Annotated in this window: 18 protein-coding genes; 12 read left to right on the forward strand and 6 right to left on the reverse strand. The window is 71.7% G+C overall.

Going from position 1 to position 20,713, the window contains the following annotated elements:
- The coding region (locus AB0J39_RS19660) for an ATP-binding protein (protein WP_363466540.1) at positions 1–1,360 on the forward strand (1,360 nt) is incomplete at its 5' end.
- Positions 1,353–2,063 carry a response regulator transcription factor gene (locus AB0J39_RS19665; RefSeq protein ID WP_363466543.1) on the forward strand — a complete coding sequence of 237 codons (711 nt, stop codon included), beginning with the start codon at positions 1,353–1,355 and terminating at the stop codon, positions 2,061–2,063. The genes AB0J39_RS19660 and AB0J39_RS19665, both read left to right, overlap by 8 nt.
- A gap of 63 nt (positions 2,064–2,126) precedes the next feature.
- On the opposite strand, the gene AB0J39_RS19670 is transcribed toward AB0J39_RS19665, so the two are convergent.
- Positions 2,127–3,857, reverse strand: coding sequence for a S8 family serine peptidase (locus tag AB0J39_RS19670; RefSeq protein ID WP_363466546.1), 1,731 nt, complete (start codon positions 3,855–3,857; stop codon positions 2,127–2,129).
- A gap of 196 nt (positions 3,858–4,053) precedes the next feature.
- Here AB0J39_RS19670 and AB0J39_RS19675 point away from each other — a divergent pair, with 196 nt between their 5' ends.
- A complete protein-coding gene (locus tag AB0J39_RS19675) occupies positions 4,054–5,745 on the forward strand; it encodes a methylmalonyl-CoA mutase family protein (protein ID WP_363466549.1) in 1,692 nt (563 codons plus the stop codon).
- Here AB0J39_RS19675 and AB0J39_RS19680 read toward each other — a convergent pair.
- Positions 5,742–7,133, reverse strand: a complete 1,392-nt coding sequence (locus AB0J39_RS19680) for a pyridoxal-dependent decarboxylase (RefSeq protein WP_363466551.1) — start codon at positions 7,131–7,133, stop codon at positions 5,742–5,744. The two genes, AB0J39_RS19675 and AB0J39_RS19680, sit on opposite strands and share 4 nt — an antisense overlap.
- 66 nt (positions 7,134–7,199) lie before the next feature.
- Between AB0J39_RS19680 and AB0J39_RS19685 the strand changes: the two genes are divergently transcribed.
- Complete coding sequence (locus tag AB0J39_RS19685) at positions 7,200–7,667, forward strand: Lrp/AsnC family transcriptional regulator (protein ID WP_363466553.1); 468 nt, start codon at positions 7,200–7,202, stop codon at positions 7,665–7,667.
- Positions 7,668–7,702: 35 nt separating this feature from the next.
- Here the strand turns inward: AB0J39_RS19685 and AB0J39_RS19690 are convergent, their stop codons facing one another.
- The gene (locus AB0J39_RS19690; protein ID WP_363466556.1) at positions 7,703–8,209 is read right to left on the reverse strand and encodes a DinB family protein; all 507 of its coding nucleotides are present in this window, start codon (positions 8,207–8,209) and stop codon (positions 7,703–7,705) included.
- Between the two features lie 128 nt (positions 8,210–8,337).
- Here AB0J39_RS19690 and AB0J39_RS19695 point away from each other — a divergent pair, with 128 nt between their 5' ends.
- The 3 genes from AB0J39_RS19695 to AB0J39_RS19705 all read left to right on the forward strand — a co-directional run bounded on the left by AB0J39_RS19695 (position 8,338) and on the right by AB0J39_RS19705 (position 11,582).
- Positions 8,338–9,252 (forward strand): tetratricopeptide repeat protein, encoded by a 915-nt coding sequence (locus tag AB0J39_RS19695; protein ID WP_363466559.1) that lies wholly within the window; start codon positions 8,338–8,340, stop codon positions 9,250–9,252.
- A 240-nt stretch (positions 9,253–9,492) separates the two neighbouring features.
- The gene (locus AB0J39_RS19700; protein WP_363466561.1) at positions 9,493–10,902 is read left to right on the forward strand and encodes an NAD-dependent malic enzyme; all 1,410 of its coding nucleotides are present in this window, start codon (positions 9,493–9,495) and stop codon (positions 10,900–10,902) included.
- Positions 10,903–11,006: 104 nt separating this feature from the next.
- Positions 11,007–11,582 (forward strand): YqgE/AlgH family protein, encoded by a 576-nt coding sequence (locus AB0J39_RS19705; RefSeq protein ID WP_363466564.1) that lies wholly within the window; start codon positions 11,007–11,009, stop codon positions 11,580–11,582.
- Between the two features lie 163 nt (positions 11,583–11,745).
- On the opposite strand, the gene AB0J39_RS19710 is transcribed toward AB0J39_RS19705, so the two are convergent.
- A complete protein-coding gene (locus AB0J39_RS19710; RefSeq protein ID WP_363466566.1) occupies positions 11,746–13,140 on the reverse strand; it encodes a cellulase family glycosylhydrolase in 1,395 nt (464 codons plus the stop codon).
- Between the two features lie 364 nt (positions 13,141–13,504).
- Between AB0J39_RS19710 and AB0J39_RS19715 the strand changes: the two genes are divergently transcribed.
- The gene (locus AB0J39_RS19715) at positions 13,505–14,497 is read left to right on the forward strand and encodes a leucine-rich repeat domain-containing protein (protein WP_363466569.1); all 993 of its coding nucleotides are present in this window, start codon (positions 13,505–13,507) and stop codon (positions 14,495–14,497) included.
- Positions 14,498–14,637: 140 nt separating this feature from the next.
- On the opposite strand, the gene AB0J39_RS19720 is transcribed toward AB0J39_RS19715, so the two are convergent.
- Positions 14,638–15,294 carry a TetR family transcriptional regulator gene (locus AB0J39_RS19720; protein ID WP_363466572.1) on the reverse strand — a complete coding sequence of 219 codons (657 nt, stop codon included), beginning with the start codon at positions 15,292–15,294 and terminating at the stop codon, positions 14,638–14,640.
- A 126-nt stretch (positions 15,295–15,420) separates the two neighbouring features.
- On the opposite strand from AB0J39_RS19720, the gene AB0J39_RS19725 reads away from it, so the two are divergent.
- The 4 genes from AB0J39_RS19725 to AB0J39_RS19740 all read left to right on the forward strand — a co-directional run bounded on the left by AB0J39_RS19725 (position 15,421) and on the right by AB0J39_RS19740 (position 20,041).
- Positions 15,421–16,989 (forward strand): DHA2 family efflux MFS transporter permease subunit, encoded by a 1,569-nt coding sequence (locus AB0J39_RS19725; RefSeq protein WP_363466574.1) that lies wholly within the window; start codon positions 15,421–15,423, stop codon positions 16,987–16,989.
- 86 nt (positions 16,990–17,075) lie between these two features.
- A complete protein-coding gene (locus AB0J39_RS19730) occupies positions 17,076–17,336 on the forward strand; it encodes a DUF3039 domain-containing protein (RefSeq protein ID WP_030510937.1) in 261 nt (86 codons plus the stop codon).
- A gap of 185 nt (positions 17,337–17,521) precedes the next feature.
- Positions 17,522–18,589 carry a zinc metalloprotease gene (locus tag AB0J39_RS19735; RefSeq protein WP_363466577.1) on the forward strand — a complete coding sequence of 356 codons (1,068 nt, stop codon included), beginning with the start codon at positions 17,522–17,524 and terminating at the stop codon, positions 18,587–18,589.
- Positions 18,590–18,742: 153 nt separating this feature from the next.
- Entirely contained in the window at positions 18,743–20,041 is a 1,299-nt protein-coding gene (locus AB0J39_RS19740; protein ID WP_363466580.1) for a hypothetical protein, read from the forward strand.
- Between the two features lie 183 nt (positions 20,042–20,224).
- Here AB0J39_RS19740 and AB0J39_RS19745 read toward each other — a convergent pair whose 3' ends face one another.
- The gene (locus tag AB0J39_RS19745; RefSeq protein WP_363466582.1) at positions 20,225–20,605 is read right to left on the reverse strand and encodes a hypothetical protein; all 381 of its coding nucleotides are present in this window, start codon (positions 20,603–20,605) and stop codon (positions 20,225–20,227) included.
- Positions 20,606–20,713: the final 108 nt, after the last annotated feature.

Consider the following 20,713-nt stretch of genomic DNA (forward strand, 5'->3'; position numbering starts at 1 on the left):
GGGGGCCGCGGCGATCGCCGCGCACTGGCTGGGCGTGCTGTTCCTGCCCGGCGGTTACCCGGACGGGATCGAGCACGCCAACCCCCTCGCGCTGCGGGGACCGCTCGGCGTCGTCGCCGGGTTGTTCACGCTGGTGGGCCAGGTCGTCACCTTCCTGCTGGCGCTGGTCGTGCTGGGGGGCCTCCTCGCCCGGTTGCGGCGCAGTCGTCCGCCCGAGCGGGGCCGGCTCGGCTGGATGGTGGCGGGCCTGCTCGTCAACCTCGGCGCCTTCGTCGTGATCGCGCTCGCGGGGGCCTCGGAGACGTACGACGCCGCCGACGCCGTCGGGGTGCTGGGCGTGGTGGGGGCGCTGCCCGCCGCCATCGGCGCCGCCGTGCTGCGGCACGACCTGCTCGACATCCGGGTCGGGGTGCGGGGCTCTCGCCTGTATCTCGTGTTCGACGTCCGCCCGACGGTCGACGAACTGCTGTCCCGCCTCGGCCCCGAGCTGGAGGAGGCCGAGCCGGTCGAGCAGCTCGGCAGGCTGGCGCAGGCGGTGCGGGCGGGCCTGGACGCCCGCTGGGCCGCAGTGGAGCTGGCGGACGGCACCCGTGTCGTGGCGGGGGAGGAGCGGGGCGAGGCCGTGCTCACCGTCCCGGCCGGGCTGGGGCGCATCAGTTGCGGGCCCAAGGCGGCGGGGCGGCTGACCCGCGACGACCGGCGGCTGCTCGCGGCCCTGGCCGTGCCGGTCGGGCTCGCCATCCGCAGCGCGGCGCTCGCCGCCCGGCTCGTGAACGCCCAGGAGGCCGAGCGGCGGCGGATCGAGCGCAACATCCACGACGGCGCGCAGCAGCAGCTCGTGGCGCTGATCGCGGGGCTGGAGCTGGCCCGCGCGACCGGCGGCGGAGCGCGATCCCTGGCCCTGCTGCGGGAACAGGCCCGCCAGGCGCTGGCGGACCTGCGGGAGCTCGCGGCCGGGATCCATCCCTCCGTGCTGAGCCAGGGCGGGCTGGTGGAGGCCGTGGAGGGGCGGTGCTCGGGCCTGCCGGTCGCGACCACCGTGACGGCCGATCCGGCCCTGCGCACCCGCAGGTTCCCGGACGAGATCGAGGGAGCGATGTATTTCCTGGTCAGCGAGGCGATCGCCAACGCGCTCAAGCACGCGGGCGCCTCCCGGATCGAGGTACGGCTCTGGCACGACGGCGGCAGGCTCCAGGCGTCCGTCACCGACGACGGGACGGGGTTCGATCCCCGTGCCGTGGCACGGCGCGGACTGGCCACGCTGGCCGACCGCATGGCGGCGCTCGGCGGAGGGCTGGAGACGACGGCCGGGCCGGGAGAGGGAACGCGGGTGCGCGCCTGGGTGACCGCCGATGCCTGAACGCCTCCCCGCCGGGCCCGCCGCCGAGAGGGAACCGCGCAGGCTGCGCGCCCTGGTCGCCGACGATCACTACCTCGTACGGGAGGGCACCCGGCAGTTGCTGGAGAGCTCGGGGGAGGTCGCGGTCGTCGGGGCGCTGGGGAGCGCGGCGGAGCTGGTCGACGCGGCCAGGCGGCTCGGGCCCGACGTGGTCGTCACCGACATCCGCATGCCGGGCGAGGGCTGGCGGCCGGGGTTCGAGGGGATCGACGCCGCCCACCGGGTCCGCGCGGCCGATCCTCACATCGGCGTCGTCGTGCTGTCGCAGTTCGCCGACTCGATCTACGCGTTCGAACTGTTCAAGGACGGCACGGAAGGTCTCGCGTACCTGCTGAAGGACCGGGTGGGGGACCTCGACGAACTGCTCGGCGCGATCCGCTCGGTCGCCGCGGGCGGCTCGGTCATCGACCCCAAGGTGGTGGAGGGGCTGCTGGCGCGCCGCGCCGTACGAGGAGAGCGGGAGGCGTTCACGCCCAGGGAGCGTGACGTGCTGCGCGAGATGGCGCGGGGCAGGTCCAACGGCGGCATGGCGCGGGCGCTGTCCCTGTCGATCTCCGCCGTGGAGAAGAACGTGAACTCGATCTTCCTGAAGCTGGGGCTGGAGGCCAGCCCGGACATCCACCGCCGGGTCGCCGCGGTCCTCGCCTATCTCGGCGGTTCCTGATCCGCGCCGCCCGGGTGGGCCGGTGACGCACCACCGCGCGGGGTGCGCCACCGGCAGGCAGGATTAGCGGCCGACGGCGCGCAGGGCGTCGACGATGCCCTTGCCGTAGAAGCCGTTGCCGGACGGGCCGCCCTCACAGGTGTGCGTGGCGGTCACCGTGGACCCGCTCGGCAGGATCCGCGTGTAGGTGAACGCGGGCGGGTTCGGGCAGGGCGTCCTGGTGGCGGTGCCCTTGAGGATCGCCTCCACCATGTCCGGGTTCAGCGTCAGGCCGCCGCGGGCGCGGTCACGCTGGCCGTACCGGCTGACGATCAGCGCCGCGACGCCGGCCGCGCGCGGCGAGGCCATCGAGGTGCCCTGCAGGTACTGGTAGTAGCCGCAGACCGAGCCCTTGCAGTCCTTCACGACGTAGTCGACCGTCGGGTCGCCGTTCTCGTCGATCTCGCCGTTGGCGACGGCGAGCGCCTTGGGGTAGGCCGAGAGCGTCGCCTTGGTGATGTCCCTCGTGTTGCCGGGGGTGTCGTAGACGTCGCCGCCGGGGGAGGCCACGTCGACGTAGCCGTTGCCGTAGCTCGAGTAGTACGCCTTCCGCTTGCTGACGCCGGTCGAGGAGACCGCGATCACGTGCTCGGACTCGTTCGGCAGGGAGACGCAGGACGGGGGGATCGTCCGGGACCTGGCGGCCTGGCCGGGGAAGGTGGCGTAGTCGGGGCTTCCGCTGTCGACGTTCGTCTTGGTGTAGTCGATCGCCTCGTTGCCGGCCGCGCTGACGAGCGTCACGCCGCGCGCGTGGGCGTAGTCGAGCGCCCGCTGGGTGGCGGCGATGTACAGCCGCTGCTGGGCCTGCTCCTCCGGGGTGTCGGCCGGGTTGTCGGCGCAGTTGAACAGCCACGGGTCGATGTAGTAGCTCATGTTGACCACGTCGACGCCGATGTCGCCCGCGTAGGTGAGGGCGTCGACGGTGGGCTGGAGGAAGAAGTAGCCCGAGTCCTGCCCGGCCCGCAGGTTCACGATCGTCACCTTCGGAGCGACGCCCGAGATGCCCAGCTTGTTGATGGGCGCGGCGATCGACGAGGCGACGTGGGTGCCGTGGCCGTCCTCGTCCACGTCGTTCGGGTCGGTGCAGGAGCCGTCGGGGTCGCTCTCGCAGGGGCCGTCGATCTCGGTGCCGTTGGCGTCCGCCGGCACGTCGACGGTGAAGTTACGGCTCAGCCTGCGGTCGAAGTTCGGCGTGATGTCGGGGTGCGAGCCGTCGACGCCGGTGTCGAGGATGCCGACGAGGACGCCCTTGTCCCCCTGCTCGTACCTGTGGGCCTGGTCCGCGTGGATCTGCTTCATGTCCCACTGCAGGTCGGCGAGCGGCTCGTCCTTGACGTTGCGCCCCCACTTGGGGGCCGGGCCGCCCCGGCCCTCCTTCTCCACGGCCTTGTTCTTGGCCGCCTGCGCCACGGCCTTCCTCGCGGCGGCGGACGCCTTCGCGTCGTCCGGCGCGCTGCCGATCACGTTGTTGCGCGCGACCCCTTCGATGGCCGCGGAGCCCTGCAGCGCGCTCGCGAAGTCGGGGTTGGCGGTGCTGACCGTGGCCAGCCCGACCTGCGTGTTCACCTTGACGACACTGCCGCCGGCCGCTTCGATCGCCTTCTGGGCGTCCGCCGCGGCCGCGCCTTCCTTGTACAGAACCACGTATTCGGCCTGGGGCGCCGGTCCGGCGGCCGCGGGTACGGCCTGCGCGGGTGTGACGAGGGTTGCCGCCACCATCGCCGCGGTCGCGGCGACGACTGTCAAGCGCTTCACATCCACCTCCATGTGGACTTCAAGGGCGCTGACCATGTTTGAAGATTTCTCGGTCCTGTCAAAGGTCCGTGAGAATTCGCGACCAACGTGTGACATGACTGCCGGGGAGGCGGGCGGTCAATGGGGCGTCGGTGCTGGCCGGATTTAGTAGGACGTCCTAGTATCTTCTCGGAGAGTGAGACACGGGGAGGGACGCATGGAGCCGGACGCGACGGGCGCCGAGGCGATCGAGGCGATCGAGGCGGGCAGGGCCCGGTGGCAGGCGCGGTACGACGCCGCCTTCAAGCGGGACCGCGAGTTCCGCACCCTGTCGGGACTGGACGTGGACCCCGTCTACGGGCCGTCCGGAGACGACCCCCGGTTCGGGCGCATCGGCTGGCCGGGCGAGTTCCCCTTCACCCGCGGCCTGTACGCCACCGGCTACCGCGGCCGGCCCTGGACCATCCGCCAGTTCGCCGGGTTCGGCAACGCCAGGCAGACCAACGAGCGCTACAAGATGATCCTCGGCGCCGGAGGCGGCGGCCTGTCGGTGGCGTTCGACATGCCGACGCTCATGGGCCGCGACTCCGACGACCCCCGCTCGCTCGGCGAGGTGGGCCACTGCGGCGTGGCGATCGACTCGGCCCTCGACATGGACCTGCTGTTCGACGGCATCCCGCTCGGCGACGTCACGACGTCCATGACCATCAGCGGGCCCGCCGTACCGATCTTCTGCATGTACGTGGTCGCGGCCGAACGGCAGGGCGTACCCGTCGGGAAGCTGAACGGCACCCTCCAGACGGACATCTTCAAGGAGTACATCGCGCAGAAGGAGTGGCTGTTCGCCCCCGAGCCGCACCTGCGGCTGATCGGCGACCTGATGGAGTTCTGCGCCGCCGAGATCCCCGCGTACAAGCCGCTGTCGGTGTCGGGTTACCACATCCGAGAGGCCGGGGCCACGGCCGCGCAGGAGCTGGCCTTCACACTGGCCGACGGATTCGGCTACGTCGAGCTCGGCCTGTCGCGCGGGCTCGACGTGGACGTGTTCGCGCCGGGCCTGTCGTTCTTCTTCGACGCGCACATCGACTTCTTCGAGGAGATCGCGAAGTTCCGCGCGGCCCGGCGCATCTGGGCCCGCTGGATGCGCGACGTGTACGGCGCCCGCACCGACAAGGCGCAGTGGCTGCGCTTCCACACCCAGACGGCCGGGGTGTCGCTGACCGCGCAGCAGCCGGACAACAACATCGTCCGCACCGCGATCGAGGCGCTGGCGGCCGTGCTCGGCGGCACGAACTCGCTGCACACCAACGCGCTGGACGAGGTGCTCGCGCTGCCGTCGGAGAAGGCCGCCGAGATCGCGCTGCGCACCCAGCAGGTGATCATGGAGGAGACGGAGGTCGTCAACGTCGTCGACCCGCTGGGCGGCTCCTGGTACGTCGAGGCGCTGACCGACCGCCTGGAGGCCGAGGCGGAGAAGATCTTCGCGAGGATCCGCGAGATGGGCGGCGACGGCACGATGACCGCCGGCATCCTGCGGGGCATCGAGGACGGCTGGTTCATGTCGGAGATCGCCGAGTCGGCCTTCGACTACCAGCGCAAGCTGGAGAAGGGCGACAAGCGGATCGTCGGCGTGAACTGCCACACCGCGACCGCCGAGCAGCCGCTGGAGATCCTGCGGATCAGCCACGAGGTCGAGACCGAGCAGCGCAGGACGCTGGCCGGGCGGCGCGCCGCGCGGGACCGGAAGGCCGTCGACGCGGCGCTGGCCGCCCTGCGGGCCGCCTCCAAGGGCGACCACAACATGATCCCGCCCATGCTGGAGGCCGTGCGGGCCGAGGCCACGCTGGGCGAGATCTGCGACGTCCTGCGCGAGGAGTGGGGCACCTACTCCGAGCCCGCCGCCTTCTAGACGCCCTCGAGCGAGGCGACGCGGTCGAGGAGGGACTCCAGCGTCTTGTCGTCGGTGGCGGGGGCGATGACCGTCACCCGCAGGTGGCGTACGCCGCCGACCTCGGCCGAGGTCAGGTGGAAGGAGCCCTCCTCCAGCAGCGTCTCGCGGATCGCGGCCTGGTCGCCGTCGCCGTACCGGAAGCAGACGATGTTGCTCTCCGGCTCGTACGGGCAGTGGAAGCCGGGCCGCTCGCGGGCCAGCTCCCAAAAGCGGTGCGCGGTGGCGTATCGCCCCGCCACGTGCTCGCCGAGGCCCCGCTCGCCCCGCCAGGCCAGGTTGAGGAACACCTTCAGCCCGAGCGCGGCCTTGGTGCACTCCACGGTCCTGCCGATCAGGTCGAACCCCTGGTCGCCGTAGAACAGGTAGCTGGCCTGCTGCCGGAACGCGGCGTCCAGGGCGCCCTCGCGCCGGACGAGCACGGCGGCCGCGAGGCCGGAGGTGCGCAGCATCTTGTGGGCGTCCCAGATGACCGAGTCGGCCAGCTCGACGCCGTCGAGCAGGTGGCGGTGCTCGTCGCTGAGCAGCGCCGACGCTCCGTGCGCGCCGTCCACGTGGAACCACAGCCCCTGCCCGGCGCAGAACTCGCCGATCGGCCGCAGGTCGTCGTACAGGCCGGTGCCGGTGGCGCACGCGGCGGCGACCAGGGCCATCGGCCGGCGGCCCGCCCGCCGCGCCCGGTCGAGCCCCTCGGACAGCCGCGCCACGTCGATCCTGCCCAGGTCGTCCACGTCGAGCGGCACGACCGCGCGCTCGCCCAGGCCGAGGATCGCCGCCGCCCTCGTGATGGAGTAGTGCGCCGACGGCGGCGCGAGGACGGCGAGATCGCCGGGCACGCCCTCGGTCCACGCGTCCGGGGCGGCGGCGGCCCGCGCCGCGAGCAGCGCGGTCAGGTTGGCCAGCGACCCGCCGTGGGTGAACACGCCGCCGCCCTCGGGGAAGCCGACCTTGCCGAGCATCCAGCGCAGCACCTCGAACTCGACCGTCGCCGCGGCGGCCCCCATCTCGTAGATCGCCATGGGGTTGTTGATCGCGCCGTGGACGAAGTCGGCCAGCGCGGCGGGAAAGTCGGGCGCGGCCGTCTGATGGGCGAGGTAGGCCGGATGGTGCAGCCGCGTCCCCTCCACGAGATAGGCGTCGAGCCACTCCCGGTAGGTCTCCGGCGTCATACCCCCCTCCCGGATCCACCGGGCGAGCCCGAGCCGTCCCGCCAGCTCACCGGGGGGCCTGCGGCGGATCACCGGCACCGCTCCGCCCTGGCTCTCCCGCACGTACGCGGCGAGCCCGTGCACGGTCACCTCGGCGGCGTGGACGAAGTCGTCGATGTCCCAGGTGTTATTCGGTGTCATGCCCGAATAATGGCTCTATCGGGCATCAGTCCGCCACGAACGCCGAATCGACGAAGGATCAGGCCAGTGACCACCGAACTGGATTCGATCGACAGGAAGATCCTCGAGCTGCTGCAGAAGGACGCGCGGCTGCCCAACAAGGATCTCGCCGAGCGGGTCGGCGTCGCCCCCTCCACCGCGCTCGAACGCGTGCGGTCGCTGCGCCGCCGCGGGCTGATCACGGCCTTCCGCGCGGAGGTAGACACGCAGGCGCTCGGACGGCCGCTGGAGGCGCTGCTGGCGCTGCGCGTGCGGCCCCACACGAGCCAGCTCGTGGACCCGCTGCGGGCGTTCGTGCTCGCGCTCCCCGAGACGATCGCGCTGTTCCACGTGGCCGGCCCGCAGGATTTCCTCGTGCACGTCGCGGTGCCCGACGCCGATCACCTGCACCGCATGATCCTCGAACGCATCCTGGTCCGGCCGGAGATCGTCCATCTCGAGACGACGCTGATCTTCCGTACCGAGCGCAGGACCGTCCAGGGCCCGGTGAGCTGAGGAGGCGGCCGGCTGAAGGGCGGGGGCGGGTCGTCTCAGGCGCCCACGGTCCCGTCGACGCCCTCGCGGAGGAAGTCCGCGTGGCCGTTGTGCCGGGCGTACTCGTGGATCATGTGCAGCATGACCAGCCGCAGCGACACCTCCTCGCCCCACCGCGGCTGGTAGGCGGTGACGTCGAGCGACTCGGCCGCGCGCTCGATCCTGCGGGAGTGCTCGATCTCCGCCTGCCAAACCTCGAACGCCTCCGCGCCGGTGGACCCGCTCGGGTCGTACGCCGCCTGGTAGTCGCCCTCCTCCGACCAGACCAGCGGCACGTCCTCCTTGCCGATCACGCGGCGGAACCACGTGCGCTCGACCTCGGCCATGTGCCGCACCAGGCCGAGCAACGAGAGCGTCGACGGCGGCATCGACCTGCGGCGCAGCTCCTCGTCCGACAGGCCGTCGCACTTCAGCGCGAGCGTCGCCCGGTGGTAGTCGAGGAAGGCGCGCAGCATCTCGCGCTCACCGGCGATGGTCGGCGGCCCGACGCGTTCCACTGCCATGTCCTGCTCCCTCCGGGTGGCGAACGTGCGCTGTTCACCCTACGGCGGACGCGAGCCCGCCCGATCCGGCGGAGGAACCGCGGCGGGGACGCACGGATCACGCGGGCGCGTACGGCAGGATTGGGGGTATGGCAGCGGAGTTCTCTCGACCTGGATCGCTCTACGGCGCCGTGGACCTCGGCGCGCGCAAGCAGGCACTCGAGGCCCAGGCGCGGCGTGAGGCCGCAGGGCCGGCCGGAGCCGCCTCGGCGGACGTCATCGAGGTGACCTCGGCCACCTTCAACGCCGACGTGGTGGAGCGCTCCCTGAGCGTTCCCGTGATCGTCGAGGCGACGGTGACCAGGGCCGAGCAGGTCCGGCAGTTCAGCGGCGTGATGGAGAAGCTGGCCGCGGAGGCGGCCGGCGCGTGGGTGCTGGCCAGGGTGGACGTGGAGGCCGACCCGCAGCTCGCCCAGGCGCTGCGGATGCGTACGGTGCCCACCGTCTACCTGGCCTTCCAGGGGCAGCTCATGCCCCTGTTCGAGGGCCCGCTGCCGGAGTCGCAGCTCCGGCAGGCGCTGGCGCAGGTGTTCGAGCAGCTCGGCATGGAGCTGGCCGCGCAGAGCGAGGGGGAGCAGGCGGAACCGCCGATCGACCCCGAGCTCCTGGCGGCCGAGCAGGCCGTGGAGAAGGGCGACCTGGACGCCGCGGCCGCGGCGTTCGAGCGCCTGCTGGCGAGGTCGCCGTCGGACGAGGGCGCGAAGATCGGCCTCGCCGGGGTCGGGCTGCTGCGGCGCACGCAGGACCTCGATCCGGCCGACGTGCTGCGCCGGGCCGCGCAGGCCCAGGACGACGTGGACGCGCAGGTCCAGGCCGCCGACGTGGAGATGGTGAGCGGGCAGGTGGACGAGGCGTTCGACCGGCTCATCGCGCTCGTGCGGCGCACCCGGGGCGCGGACAGGGACAAGGCGCGGGTCCACCTGCTGGGGCTGTTCGACGCGCTGCCCACCGACGATTCCTCGGTTTCACGCGCGCGCAGGGCGCTGGCCAGCGCGCTCTTCTGACCGGTTCCGGCCCGCGCCCGCCGGCCCCCGGTGGGGGTCCGGCGGGCGCCGCTTCGGGACCGAAGTGTGAGGTGAACAGCACGGGTCCGGGCTGAAACACACGGCAGGGGATGGCACGATGGATAGCACCCATGAGCCGTCCAGCCGGATGCGCGAGCGTGGCCGCCACACGGAGGCCCGCCCAACTGGAGCAGCCGGGAGAGCACGGCCAGGCACCACCCCGCAAAGGAGCGGATAGACGTGGCCACCGTGCCCAGCGTGTCCTACTCGATCACTGTACGTCTCGAGGTGCCCGCGGGGGGCAAGGCGGTAAGCCTGCTCACCCACGCGGTGGAGAACGCGGGCGGCGTGGTGACCGCCCTCGACGTGACCAACGCGGGTCACGAGAAGCTCCGCATCGACGTGACGTGCGCGGCCAAGGACGCCGACCACGTGCAGGCGATCGTGGACAGCCTCGGCGCGGTCGAGGACGTCGCGATCCACAAGGTCTCCGACCGGACCTTCCTCATGCACCTCGGCGGGAAGATCGAGATGCAGTCGAAGGTCCCCCTGCGTAACCGCGACGAGCTCTCCATGGCGTACACCCCGGGTGTGGCCAGGGTCAGCCTGGCGATCGCGCGCAACCCCGAGGACGCCCGCCGCCTCACGATCAAGCGGAACTCGGTCGCCGTGGTCACCGACGGCTCGGCCGTCCTCGGGCTCGGCAACATCGGCCCCGCCGCCGCGCTGCCGGTGATGGAGGGCAAGGCCGCCCTGTTCAAGCGGTTCGCCGGCATCGACGCCTGGCCCATCTGCCTCGACACCCAGGACGTGGACGAGATCGTCGCGACCGTGCGCGCCATCGCGCCGGGCTTCGGCGGCATCAACCTGGAGGACATCTCGGCGCCGCGCTGCTTCGAGGTGGAGCGGCGGCTGCGTGAGCTGCTCGACATCCCGGTCTTTCACGACGACCAGCACGGCACCGCCATCTGCGTGCTCGCCGCGCTGACGAACGCGCTGAAGGTCGTCGGCAAGGAGCTCTCCGAGGTCCGGATCGCGATGGCCGGCGCCGGCGCGGCCGGCACCGCCGTCCTGCGCCTGCTGCTGGCGGCAGGGGCGCGCAACGTCATCGTCTGCGACTACCTGGGCGCGGTGCACCTCGGTCGCGACGACCTGGACGACTCGCTGCGGTGGATCGCCGAGCACACCAACAGCGAGGGGTACGGCGGCGACCTGCGCGGCGCGGTCAAGGGCGCCGACGTCTTCATCGGCGTCTCCGCGCCGGGAATCCTCACCGGGGACGACGTCGCCGCCATGGCGAAGGACGCGGTGGTGTTCGCGCTGGCCAACCCCGAGCCGGAGGTCTCGCCCGACGACGCCCGCGAGCACGCGGCGGTCGTGGCGACGGGCCGGTCGGACTACCCCAACCAGATCAACAACGTGCTCGCCTTCCCGGGCGTGTTCCGCGGCCTGCTCGACGCCCAGGCGGACGGAGTCACGCCGGAGATGCTCCTGGCGGCGGCGCGCGCGCTGGCCGCGGTCGTCACGAGCGAGGAGCTCGGCCCCAACTACATCATCCCGAGTGTCTTCCACCCCGACGTGGCCAACGCCGTGGCGGCCGCCGTACGGGAGTCGGCCGGGGGTAAGGCGCGCGGATTCACCGAGGCCTGACCCATCGGTCACGGAAGGCGACGGAGTCGTCGCTGCAAGTAATATGACGCGGCGAACCGGGGTCGGCGTGCACGAATCCGCAATCCTCCCTCATGATGGGATGTATGGCGGAAGCGATCTACGTCGGCGGGTTGCTCGTAGCGACGCCACTGCTCGACGACCCCAACTTCCGGCGTAGCGTGGTGCTCGTTCTGGAGCACGACGAAGACGGCGGCACTCTGGGCGTGGTGCTCAACCGGCCCAGCGAGATCGCCGTGACCCAGGTCCTGCCCTCCTGGGACGCCCTGGTCACGGGTCCTCCGGTGCTGTTCGAGGGCGGCCCGGTGCAGACGGACAGCGCGCTCGCGCTGGCCGTCGTGCTCAGCGGCGAGGAGCCCCTCGGCTGGCGCCGGTTGCAGGGCCGGGCCGCGGTCTCGCGCCTCGGCACGGTGGACCTCGACGCGCCCCCGGAGATCCTCGCGGGGGAGATCTCCCAGATGCGGATATTCGCGGGCTACGCGGGCTGGACCGCCGGACAGCTCGACAACGAGCTTCAGGAGGGCGCCTGGTACGTCGTGGACTCCGAGCCGGGGGACACCTTCCACCCGAACCCGGCCACGCTGTGGCGCACCGTGTTACGCCGGCAGAAGGGGGATCTCGCGCTCGTCGCGACCTTCCCGGACGACCCTCTGCTCAACTGAAGCCCGGCACGCCCCGCCGCGAAGCCGCGCGGTGACGCGCGACGCACGGATGCGCGCGGAGACACGCGGGGGCCGGGCGCGGAGAGCGCGCCCGGCCATGGATCGAAGCCGCTGTGGATCAAGCAGCTCTCAGGGTAAGCCGCTGTGGGTGAAGCGCCGCGTCTCAGCTCGCGGTGCAGCTCACCGCCGGAACCGAGTTGGTGCCGTTGTAGGAGCCGAGGAATCCGAACGAGGTGGACGCTCCGGCGCCGAGGCCGCCGTTGTAGCTCACGTTCTTGGCGGTGATCGACGATCCGCTCGACGTCACCGTGGCGTTCCACGCCTGGGTGATCGTCTGGCCGTTCGCGTAGGTCCAGGTCACGGTCCAGCCCGAGATGGCACTGGAGCCGGCCTTGACGGTCACCTCGCCCTGGAAGCCGCCGCCCCACTGGTTGCTGACCTTGTACGTCGCCGAGCAGCCCTTGGCGCCGCCGCTCGGGGACGCGCTGGGCGAGGCACTGGGAGACGCGCTCGGGGAGGCGCTGGGGGAGGCGCTGGGGGACACCGACGGGCTGGCCGACGGGCTCACCGGCGGCTGGCCGTAGATCGTCGCCTCCTTGGCGGTCGACTTGATGCCGTTGGCGCCGTTGAAGAGCCGCTGGCCCCACGAGGTGAGCTGGCTGACGTTGAAGTTCGTCACCTGGTCCAGGTATTCGACGCCGCCGCCGTTGCCGCTCCACGACCAGCCGAGGTAGCCGACGCCCCGCGACTGGGCCTGCGCCATGATCGTGTCCTCGTCGGGGTCGCCGTCCGAGTGCATGTTGCCGAACTCGCCGATCACCAGCGGCAGCCCGGCGGTCTGGAACGCCTGGAGGTAGGCCGTGACCTCGGCCGCCGTGTCGAAGACGCCGTACATGTGGATCGAGAAGACGGTGTTCTTCTGCGGGTCGGCGGCGAAGACCGAGGCGGCGTTGTCGCGCATGACGAAGCCCCAGTCCTGACCCCAGTTGGGCGCGTCGACCATCAGCATGTGCTGGAATCCGGCCGCCCGCATCCTGCTGATGGCGTTCTTGGTCGCGCTGGTCCAGGCGGACGGGTTGTTGTTGCCGTACGGCTCGTTGCCGATGTTGATGACGACGTAGTTCTCCTGGCCGGTCAGCACGCTCTTGAGGCCGATCCAGTAGTCGACCGCCTGCTCGAGCGTGTACGCGCCGCTCTGCTCGCCGTAGCCGGTGGTGTCGTGGTTCTCGAGCACGCAGATTAACCGGTTCTGCTTGCACAGCGAGATGACGTTGGAGACGTCGCTCGCCGAGTTGGCCGTCCAGCGGCCGCCGCTGAGCACGACGCGGACGGTGTTCGCGCCCAGGGACTTGATGTTCGCGAACGAGCTCGTCTGGCTCGCGTACCAGGTGTGCGCGTGGCTGGTGCCGCGCATGATGAACGGGTTTCCGTTGGCTTCGAGGATCTTCGTGCCGCTGACGTGGAGTCCGGTCGCGGCCTGCGCGCTCTGGGTCATCGCGATCACCGACATCAGGAGGGCGAGGACGGCCGCGCCCGCGGCGATGAAACGTGTTCTCATTCTGTACCTCGGGTGGGGGGATCGGCGCCGGTGGGAGCGCCGAACGCACCATAGGCAAGGGGGGCCGGAACCGTACAGCGAGCGCCCTCCGAGGCGACGGCCATCGCTTCGCCCCCACTGAACCGGTTCTGCTGTGCGGGCCACCGGACCAGCGCGATCTCTCTTCTGCGGCCCTCGCCGGAGCCGTGAAACGCCGATGAAACGTTCACCTGCCGGGCGATGCCGCCTCGCGGCGGTGCGGCGGTGCGGCGGTGTGGCGGTGTGGCGGTGTGGCGGCGGGCGGTGATCTGTAGGGTCGGTTGCCGTGCCCGGTTCCGATGTGCCCGGTCGTGATGCTCCCGGCCCCGACGTCTCAGGCCCCGATATGTCCGGCAGCGCCGTGCCCGGGGCGGACTGGGCGCCCCCCGGCGCCGTACGGTTCGCCGACGGCGTGCCGGTCGCCCTGATGGCGCCCGGCGCGGGACTGGCGTCACTGCCCGCGGCCCTCGGCGACATGGTCACGCTGCGCCATCTCGACCTGGACGGGAACGCGCTCACGACGTTGCCCGGCTGGATCTCGCGTCTGGAGCGGCTGCGGGCCCTGCTGCTCTACGGCAACCGGATCGCGGCACTCCCACCGGAACTGGGCCGCCTCGTGTCGCTGGAACATCTCGGCGCCGGGCGCAACGGGCTGACCGCGGTGCCGGACACACTGTGGCGGCTGACCCGGCTGCGGTCGCTCGTCCTGGCGGAGAACGAGATCACGGACCTTCCTCCCGGCCTGGGCCGCCTCCGCGAGCTGCGCATGCTCGACCTGGGTCACAACCGGCTGCGCGAGGTGCCCGCGGAGATCGGGGACCTGCCCGGCCTCACGGACTACCTCTACCTGAGCGACAACGGCTTAACGTCGGTGCCCGCCTCGCTGGGGCGGCTCGACCGGCTCGGCTATCTCAACCTCGCCGAGAACCGGCTGGCCGCGCTGCCCGCGCAGATCGGCGGCATGACCGGCCTGCACGAGCTGCGCGTCCACGACAACCGGCTGACCGCGCTGCCGGAGACGATCGGACGCCTGACCGGGCTGCGCGAGCTGCATCTGAAGAACAACCGCCTCACCGCGCTGCCCGAGTCGATCGGCGGGCTGCGCGCGCTGCGCCACCTGGACCTGCGGGGCAATCCCCTGGAACGGCTGCCCGACTCCGTCGTCCACCTGACGGCCCTGACCCACCTGGACCTGCGGGCGACCCGCCTCGGCACGCTGCCCGCCGGGCTGGCGGAGCTGCCTCGGCTCGAGAAGCTCGACCTGCGCTGGGTCAAGTTCGACCAGGTGCCCGCATGCGTCCGCCCGCTGCGCCAGCGAGGATGCGTCGTCCTGCTCTGAGCCTGCCCTGGGCCTGCCTTGGGGGCCTGCCTTGGGGGCCTGCCTTGGGGGCCTGCCTTGGGCCTGCGCTGGGCCTGCCTTGGGCCAGCGCCGTGCCTGTGCTGGGGCGGTGGCGCCGGGTGGAGGCCTCCGGCCTGACGTCAGCTCGCGGCCGACGCCGGCTCCGCCTCCGTCTTTCCGAGGCGTACGGGCAGGTCCCAGCCGGGACGCAGGGAGCGCTCGGCCAGGGTGAGCAGGTCCTCGTACCGGCGTGCCAGGCCGTTGAGATCCTCCGTGGGCCCGTTCATGCAGAGCAGCCCGATGCTCACGAAGACCGACACGACGAGCTGGGACTGCAGGTCGTCGGGCGCCGTACCCATCCTGCGGGCCACCTCGGCGACCAGCCTGCGCTCGTTCTCCCTGATCAGCCGCATGGCGCCCGCGAGCAGGGACGGAGTGTTGTGGACGAGCCGCTGGGCCTTCAGGATCCTGCCCGCCTCGGCGCCGTCGATCTCTCGTAGGATGCCCAGCATGGCGCGCATCGCCTGACTCAGCGCGGTGAACGGCGACTCCGACCGCGGCCGTGCGACCAGTTCGGTGAGGAACATCTCCTGCTCGTCGGCGGTCAGAGAGAGCGCCACGTCCTCCTTTGAGGCGAAGTAGCGGAAGAAGGTCCTGGGCGAGACCTCCACTTCGGCCGCGATCTGGTCGATCGTCGTCGCCTCGTAGCCCTGGGAGAGGAAAAGGTCGAGGGCCGCGTCGATCAGGGCGTCCCGCGTCCGCTGTTTCTTGCGCTCGCGCAGACCCACGGCGGTCACCTCCTCGAAACCATTGGTTCACGTACTGCCACATGTCACCGTATGTCGGATAAAAGGATTTGTCATCTGTCATCGACTGACATAAATTACTGCGGGTCTACTCAGTGTCGCTAAGGGGGAACCTCCATGACTCAAGCCGTATCGGCGGTGGACGCCGACGCGCCTCCAGGACGGGGCCAGGGCCATCCGTGGCTCACGCTGCTCGCCGTCTCGCTCGGCGTCATCATGGTCATGCTCGACGGCACGGTCGTGGCGATCGCGAACCCGGTCATCCAGGTCGAGCTCAAGGCGACACTGGCCGACCTGCAGTGGGTGACCAGCGGTTATCTGCTCGCGCTGGCGGTCTTCCTGATCACGGCCGGCAAGCTCGGCGACCTCTTCGGTCACAAGCGGGTCTTCCTGATCGGCGTCGCCGGCTTCGCGCTGACCTCGCTCGCCATCGGTCTGTCGTCCTCGATCGGCATGCTGATCGCGCTGCGCGTGCTGCAGGGACTGTTCGGCGCGCTGCTGCAGCCCGCCGCGCTCGCGTTGCTCCGGTCGGCCTTCCCCGGCGAGAAGCTGAACATGGCCATGGGCGCGTGGGGCGCGATCATCGGTCTGTCGAGCGCGGGCGGCCCGATCGTCGGCGGCCTGCTGGTGGAGAACGTGAGCTGGCAGTCGGTGTTCTTCATCAACGTGCCGGTCGGCGTGGTGGCTCTGGCGTTCGGGCTGTGGGCGCTGCGGGAGAGCAAGGCCAAGACCCTGTCCAGGGTCGACTGGCTCGGCGTCGTGCTGCTGTCCGGCGCGATGTTCGCGCTGGTGTGGGCCATCATCAAGGCTCCTGAGTGGGGCTGGGGCGACGCCAGGACGCTCGGCTTCCTCGCCGCGGCCGTGGTCGTCGGGGCCGTGTTCCTGTTCTGGCAGTCGAAGGCGCGCGAGCCGCTGCTGCAGCTGAGCCTGTTCCGCAACGCCTCGGTCTCGATCGGGACCGTCCTCATGGTCCTCATGTCGTTCGCGATGTTCGGCGCGATGTTCTTCCTCACGTTCTTCTTCCAGGGCGTGCACGGGCTCACGCCGCTCGACTCCGGTCTGCGGATGCTGCCCATGAGCGCCGGCATGATCGTCGCCTCGCCCATCGCGGGCATGCTCATCGGCAAGCTCGGTCCGAAGATCACCATCGCGGGCGGCATGGTGATCGCGGCCGTCGCCATGTTCCTCATGTCGCGGCTCAGCGTCGACGCGGCCTTCGCCGACACCGCGATCCCGTTCGTGCTGCTCGCGTTCGGCCTGTCGCCGGTGTTCGTCGGCGCCACCGAGATCATCGTGGGCAACGCGCCCGAGGAGTTGAGCGGTGTCGCGGGCGGCGTGCAGAACTCCGCGATGCAGGTCGGCGGCGCGCTCGGCACCGCGATCCTGGGCGCGGTCGTGTCCGCCAAGGTGGCCGACGTGCTGCCGGGCTACCTCGGCCCGATGGCGCAGGCCGTCAAGCCCGCTGAGCTGGAGGGGCTGAAGGCCCTGGCCTCGGTGGGCCAGGCCCCGCCCGGGCTCCCGGCCGAGGTGGCCAAGACGGTCGCCGACGCGGCGCACCTGTCCTTCATGGACGGCCTGCACCTCGGCTTCGTCGTGAGCACGGCGGTCGCCCTGGTCGCGGCGGCCCTGGCCCTGTTCGTCAAGGCCGGCCGCAAGACCGAGGGCGCGCCGGTCCACATGGGCTGACGTCCGTTTCCTCCCGTACGGCTCCCGCCACCCCGGCGGGAGCCGTACGCGCGTCCGGGTCGGGAGCGCCCGCTCGCTCAGTAGACTTGGTATCCGTGAGCGGCACGAAGATTCTTCCCGAGAGCGACGTAACACCCCGGCTCTCGCACGGCGACGGTGACCACGAGCGCTTCTCGCACTTCGCCGACAAGAACAAGATCACTGAGAGCTACGTCACCGGCGCGCCGGTGCGGGCCCTGTGCGGCAAGGTCTGGGTGCCCAGCCGCGACCCGAAGAAGTACCCGGTCTGCCCGGAGTGCAAGGAGATCTACGAAGGGCTGCCCAAGGGCGAACCGTCCGGCGAGTGAGTGTCGATACGGGATCACCACGTTCCCCGCGGCTAGGGTCTGCCTTCTGACCAGCCGTATCGGGGGAACGAATGGTTCGGCGACCCATCGCCGTCTTCCTTGCATGCCTTCACGCGCTGGGCGGCGTCTGCGCCGCCCCCGCGTCCGCGGCCTCCCGGGGGACCGGAGATCACGCCGGTACCGGGATGCGCGGTTCGCCGGCCTCGCGGCCGGACGCCTGTCTCGCCCGCCACGCCGTGCCGCAGCGCCGGCACGGCGTCGGGGCGCTCACCCATGCGCTGGAGCCGCGTGAGCCCGGGCCCGACGAGGTCGCCCGGATGTCGGCCGACCTGGCCCGCAGGCTCGAAACGGCGCGACGGCAGGACGCCGCTCAGCGTGACGACACGGCGCGGCCGGGAAACGCCGCGCGGCGGGGGAGTGCTTCCGGCACCCTTGAGCGGATCACCGTTCCGGTGTGGGTGCATATCATCAGGGACCACGCGCTCGGCCTGCCCGACGCCGCCGTCGCCCGGCAGATCGCCGTGCTGAACACGGCCTACTCGGGCGGGTACGGCGGGGCCGACACCGGCGTGCGCTTCGAGCTCAAGGGCGTCACCCACACCGAGAACCGGAGCTGGTTCCGCGACCCCCTCGGCTTCGAGGAGCCGATGAAGAAGAAGCTGCGGGCCGGGGGTGCGGAGACGCTCAACCTGTACATCGCGCAGCTGAGCCGGCTCGTGCTCGGCTACTCCACCTATCCGTACTGGTACGACGACGAGCCCGTGCTGGACGGCGTGGTGATCGACTGGCGGAGCGTCCCGGGCGGCCCGCTGCGCGACTTCGCCAGGGGTTTCACGGCCGTGCACGAGATCGGCCACTGGTTCGGCCTGCTGCACACCTTCGAGAACGGCTGCAAGGCCCCGGGGGACTCGGTGGACGACACCCCGGCCGAGGCGTACCCGACGAACGGCTGCCCCTCGAAGAAGGACACCTGCCCCGCCTCGGGCGGCGACCCGATCCACAACTTCATGGACTACGCCCAGGATCGCTGCATGCGCGAGTTCACGGCGGGCCAGGGCGTACGCGTCCACCAGATGTGGGACGCCTACCGCCGACCGGCGCCGCGGGCAGCCGACGCGGGGCCGCGGAAGGCCGCCGCCGACATCGAGGGGCCCGCCGCGGACGGCGCCGACGACGAGGTGCCGAGCGCCGCCCAGAGCGGCGACGAGCCGGTCGTGGAGGCCCAGGGCGATGCGCGAGGTACGGGGCGATGACGAATCGGCCGTGAGCCGTTGACGTGGCGGCGCGGGTGTGAGTAACTCCACAGCAGCGTTCATGGTCACGAAGCCTCGCGCCCGGCCCTGAGCGCCGAGTCACTCGCCGGTTCCGTTCCACGCGCGCCCGGCCAGGCCGCCCGGGGAGGCTTTGTGGATGACCAGTGGATGCGCCGGGTCTGGCCCCCCGCCGAGGAGGAGTCCCCGCCGTCCGAGGAGGGCGCCGGCCGCCCGTACGGCGCCCCGGGAGGGCCGCCGTCGTCCCCGCAGTGGCCCACACGCCCGTACGGCGGCCGGGACCCCGAGGAGGAGAGCTTCACCCGCGCGTACCGCCTGCCCGGCGACGTGACGGAGGAGAGGCCCGCGCGCTCCGGCCCCGGCCCGACTCGAGGCGGCTCTGCCGCCCGCCCGTACCGCATGCCGGGAGACGCGGCGGAGGAGGCGCCCGGGCGTTCCGGCCCGGCGCAAGAGGGCTTCACCACCCGCCCCTACCTCATGCCGGACAGAGGCGAGGCGGGGCAGGAGGGCAGGCGACCGCCGCAGCGGCCCGAGGCGGGGCAGGGCGCCGAAGAGGGCTTCCCGCGTGCGTACCGCCTGCCCGGCGACGCGACGCCGCAAGAGCCCGCGCATCCCCATGGAGCAGGCGGGGACGCCGAAGAGGGGTTCCCGCGTGCGTACCGTTTGCCCGGCGACGCGACGCCGCAAGAGCCGGCCTCTCCCGGACCTGAGAGCGTCGGGGGTGGCTTCACCCGTCCGTACGGCGCGCCGGTCGCCGAGAGGCGATCGGCCGACCGCCCGGTGTGGCCCTCGCTGGACCTGGAGCCCGCGAAGCCCGAGGACGACCTGCCTCCCTCGGCCCGCCGCTACCGCGCGCCCGACACGCCGCCCCGCCGGATGCCCCGCTGGTTACAGCGCCTTCTCGTCGGCGGGCTCGCGCTGGTCTGCTCGGCCGCCGTCATCGGCGCGGTGGTGGTCACGGTCCTGCACCGGGCCGAGAGCGTGCCTCCCACCGTGGTGAACGACCAGATCGCGGGGGTCGCCTACACGTTGCCGCCCGAGTGGCGGGAGGGCGTGGTCGCGCCCGTGACCGGCTTCACCTCGTCCGCCGCGCGCGGGGACAGCGCGACGGTCATGGCCCGGCCCGGCGACCGGGTGGACCCGCCCAACCTGCGCTCGGCCGTCATCGACCTGAGCGATCTCTACACGCAGCTGCTGCTGCATGGCGACAAGGTCGAGGTGCTCGACGACCGCGCGGTCACCGTCGGAGGGCGGCCGGGCCACACCCGCGCCGTACGCGCCGAGTACACCGACGTCGTCAACGAGCCCGCCTTCATGCGGGTGACCCTGCTGACCCGGCCGGACGGCGGCAGCACGGTCCTGCTCGGGCTGGCCCATCCCGACGATCCCCGGTCGCGCGCCGAGATCGAGGGCCTGATGTGGGGAGCCACCTGAGCTCATCGTGCGGTCGGCGGCACGACGTCGCCTCCCGGAGATCACGCTGATCTGGCACTTGATCTCCGGGAGGCCGTGAACTCATCCGGCGGTCGGCCGGCGCGGTTCCCCGCCGTCGGCGTGGTGCGGCCCGTTCTCAGCCGACCTGTGGCCGCGAGTCCAGGTGGCCGGGAACGATGTCGTTCATCGAGACGGCCGATTGGCGAAGCCGGCGGCTCCGGACGCTCCGCTGCCGGGTGATGTGGTGGGAACGGCGGCGGGTCCGAACGAGCCGTTGCCGCCTGGCGTGGTGGATCCGAATCCTCCGGTGCCGGGCGCTGTGGTGGGAACGGCCGCCGGCCCGAACGATCCGGAGTTGGCCTGCAGCGTGGTCGGTTCCGGTTCCCCGACGACGCCGATGCGCTCGCCGTTCCGGCGTTCGTGGGTCTGCTGTGCCGCGACGGCGGGCAGGGCGGCCAGGGGCACCAGGCCGGCCGCCACGACCGCCGCTGCCAGGAATGACCGGCTGTGCGTCTCCCTTCGCGGCTTTTCTGTCATGTCTGCGATCCAACGCGTGAACAGCATGTAGGCCTCCTATCGAGATGGCGGTCCCGTTCTATGCCGCACGGCCGCGAGGATGTTCACCCGCCACGCCGGGATGGCCGCTCCTGACCGAGAGCTTGATTTGTTCAT

The organism is Microbispora sp. NPDC049633 (assembly GCF_040675265.1).
GTDB classification, from domain to species: domain Bacteria; phylum Actinomycetota; class Actinomycetes; order Streptosporangiales; family Streptosporangiaceae; genus Microbispora; species Microbispora maris.

Coding starts and splice junctions, on each gene's coding strand:
- AB0J39_RS19665 (WP_363466543.1), top strand. CDS start 1,353: ATGCCTGAACGCCTCCCCGCCGGGCCCGCCGCCGAGAGGGAACCGCGC.
- AB0J39_RS19675 (WP_363466549.1), top strand. CDS start 4,054: ATGGAGCCGGACGCGACGGGCGCCGAGGCGATCGAGGCGATCGAGGCG.
- AB0J39_RS19680 (WP_363466551.1), bottom strand. CDS start 7,133: ATGACACCGAATAACACCTGGGACATCGACGACTTCGTCCACGCCGCC.
- AB0J39_RS19690 (WP_363466556.1), bottom strand. CDS start 8,209: ATGGCAGTGGAACGCGTCGGGCCGCCGACCATCGCCGGTGAGCGCGAG.
- AB0J39_RS19695 (WP_363466559.1), top strand. CDS start 8,338: ATGGCAGCGGAGTTCTCTCGACCTGGATCGCTCTACGGCGCCGTGGAC.
- AB0J39_RS19705 (WP_363466564.1), top strand. CDS start 11,007: ATGGCGGAAGCGATCTACGTCGGCGGGTTGCTCGTAGCGACGCCACTG.
- AB0J39_RS19710 (WP_363466566.1), bottom strand. CDS start 13,140: ATGAGAACACGTTTCATCGCCGCGGGCGCGGCCGTCCTCGCCCTCCTG.
- AB0J39_RS19715 (WP_363466569.1), top strand. CDS start 13,505: ATGTCCGGCAGCGCCGTGCCCGGGGCGGACTGGGCGCCCCCCGGCGCC.
- AB0J39_RS19725 (WP_363466574.1), top strand. CDS start 15,421: ATGACTCAAGCCGTATCGGCGGTGGACGCCGACGCGCCTCCAGGACGG.
- AB0J39_RS19735 (WP_363466577.1), top strand. CDS start 17,522: ATGCGCGGTTCGCCGGCCTCGCGGCCGGACGCCTGTCTCGCCCGCCAC.
- AB0J39_RS19745 (WP_363466582.1), bottom strand. CDS start 20,605: ATGCTGTTCACGCGTTGGATCGCAGACATGACAGAAAAGCCGCGAAGG.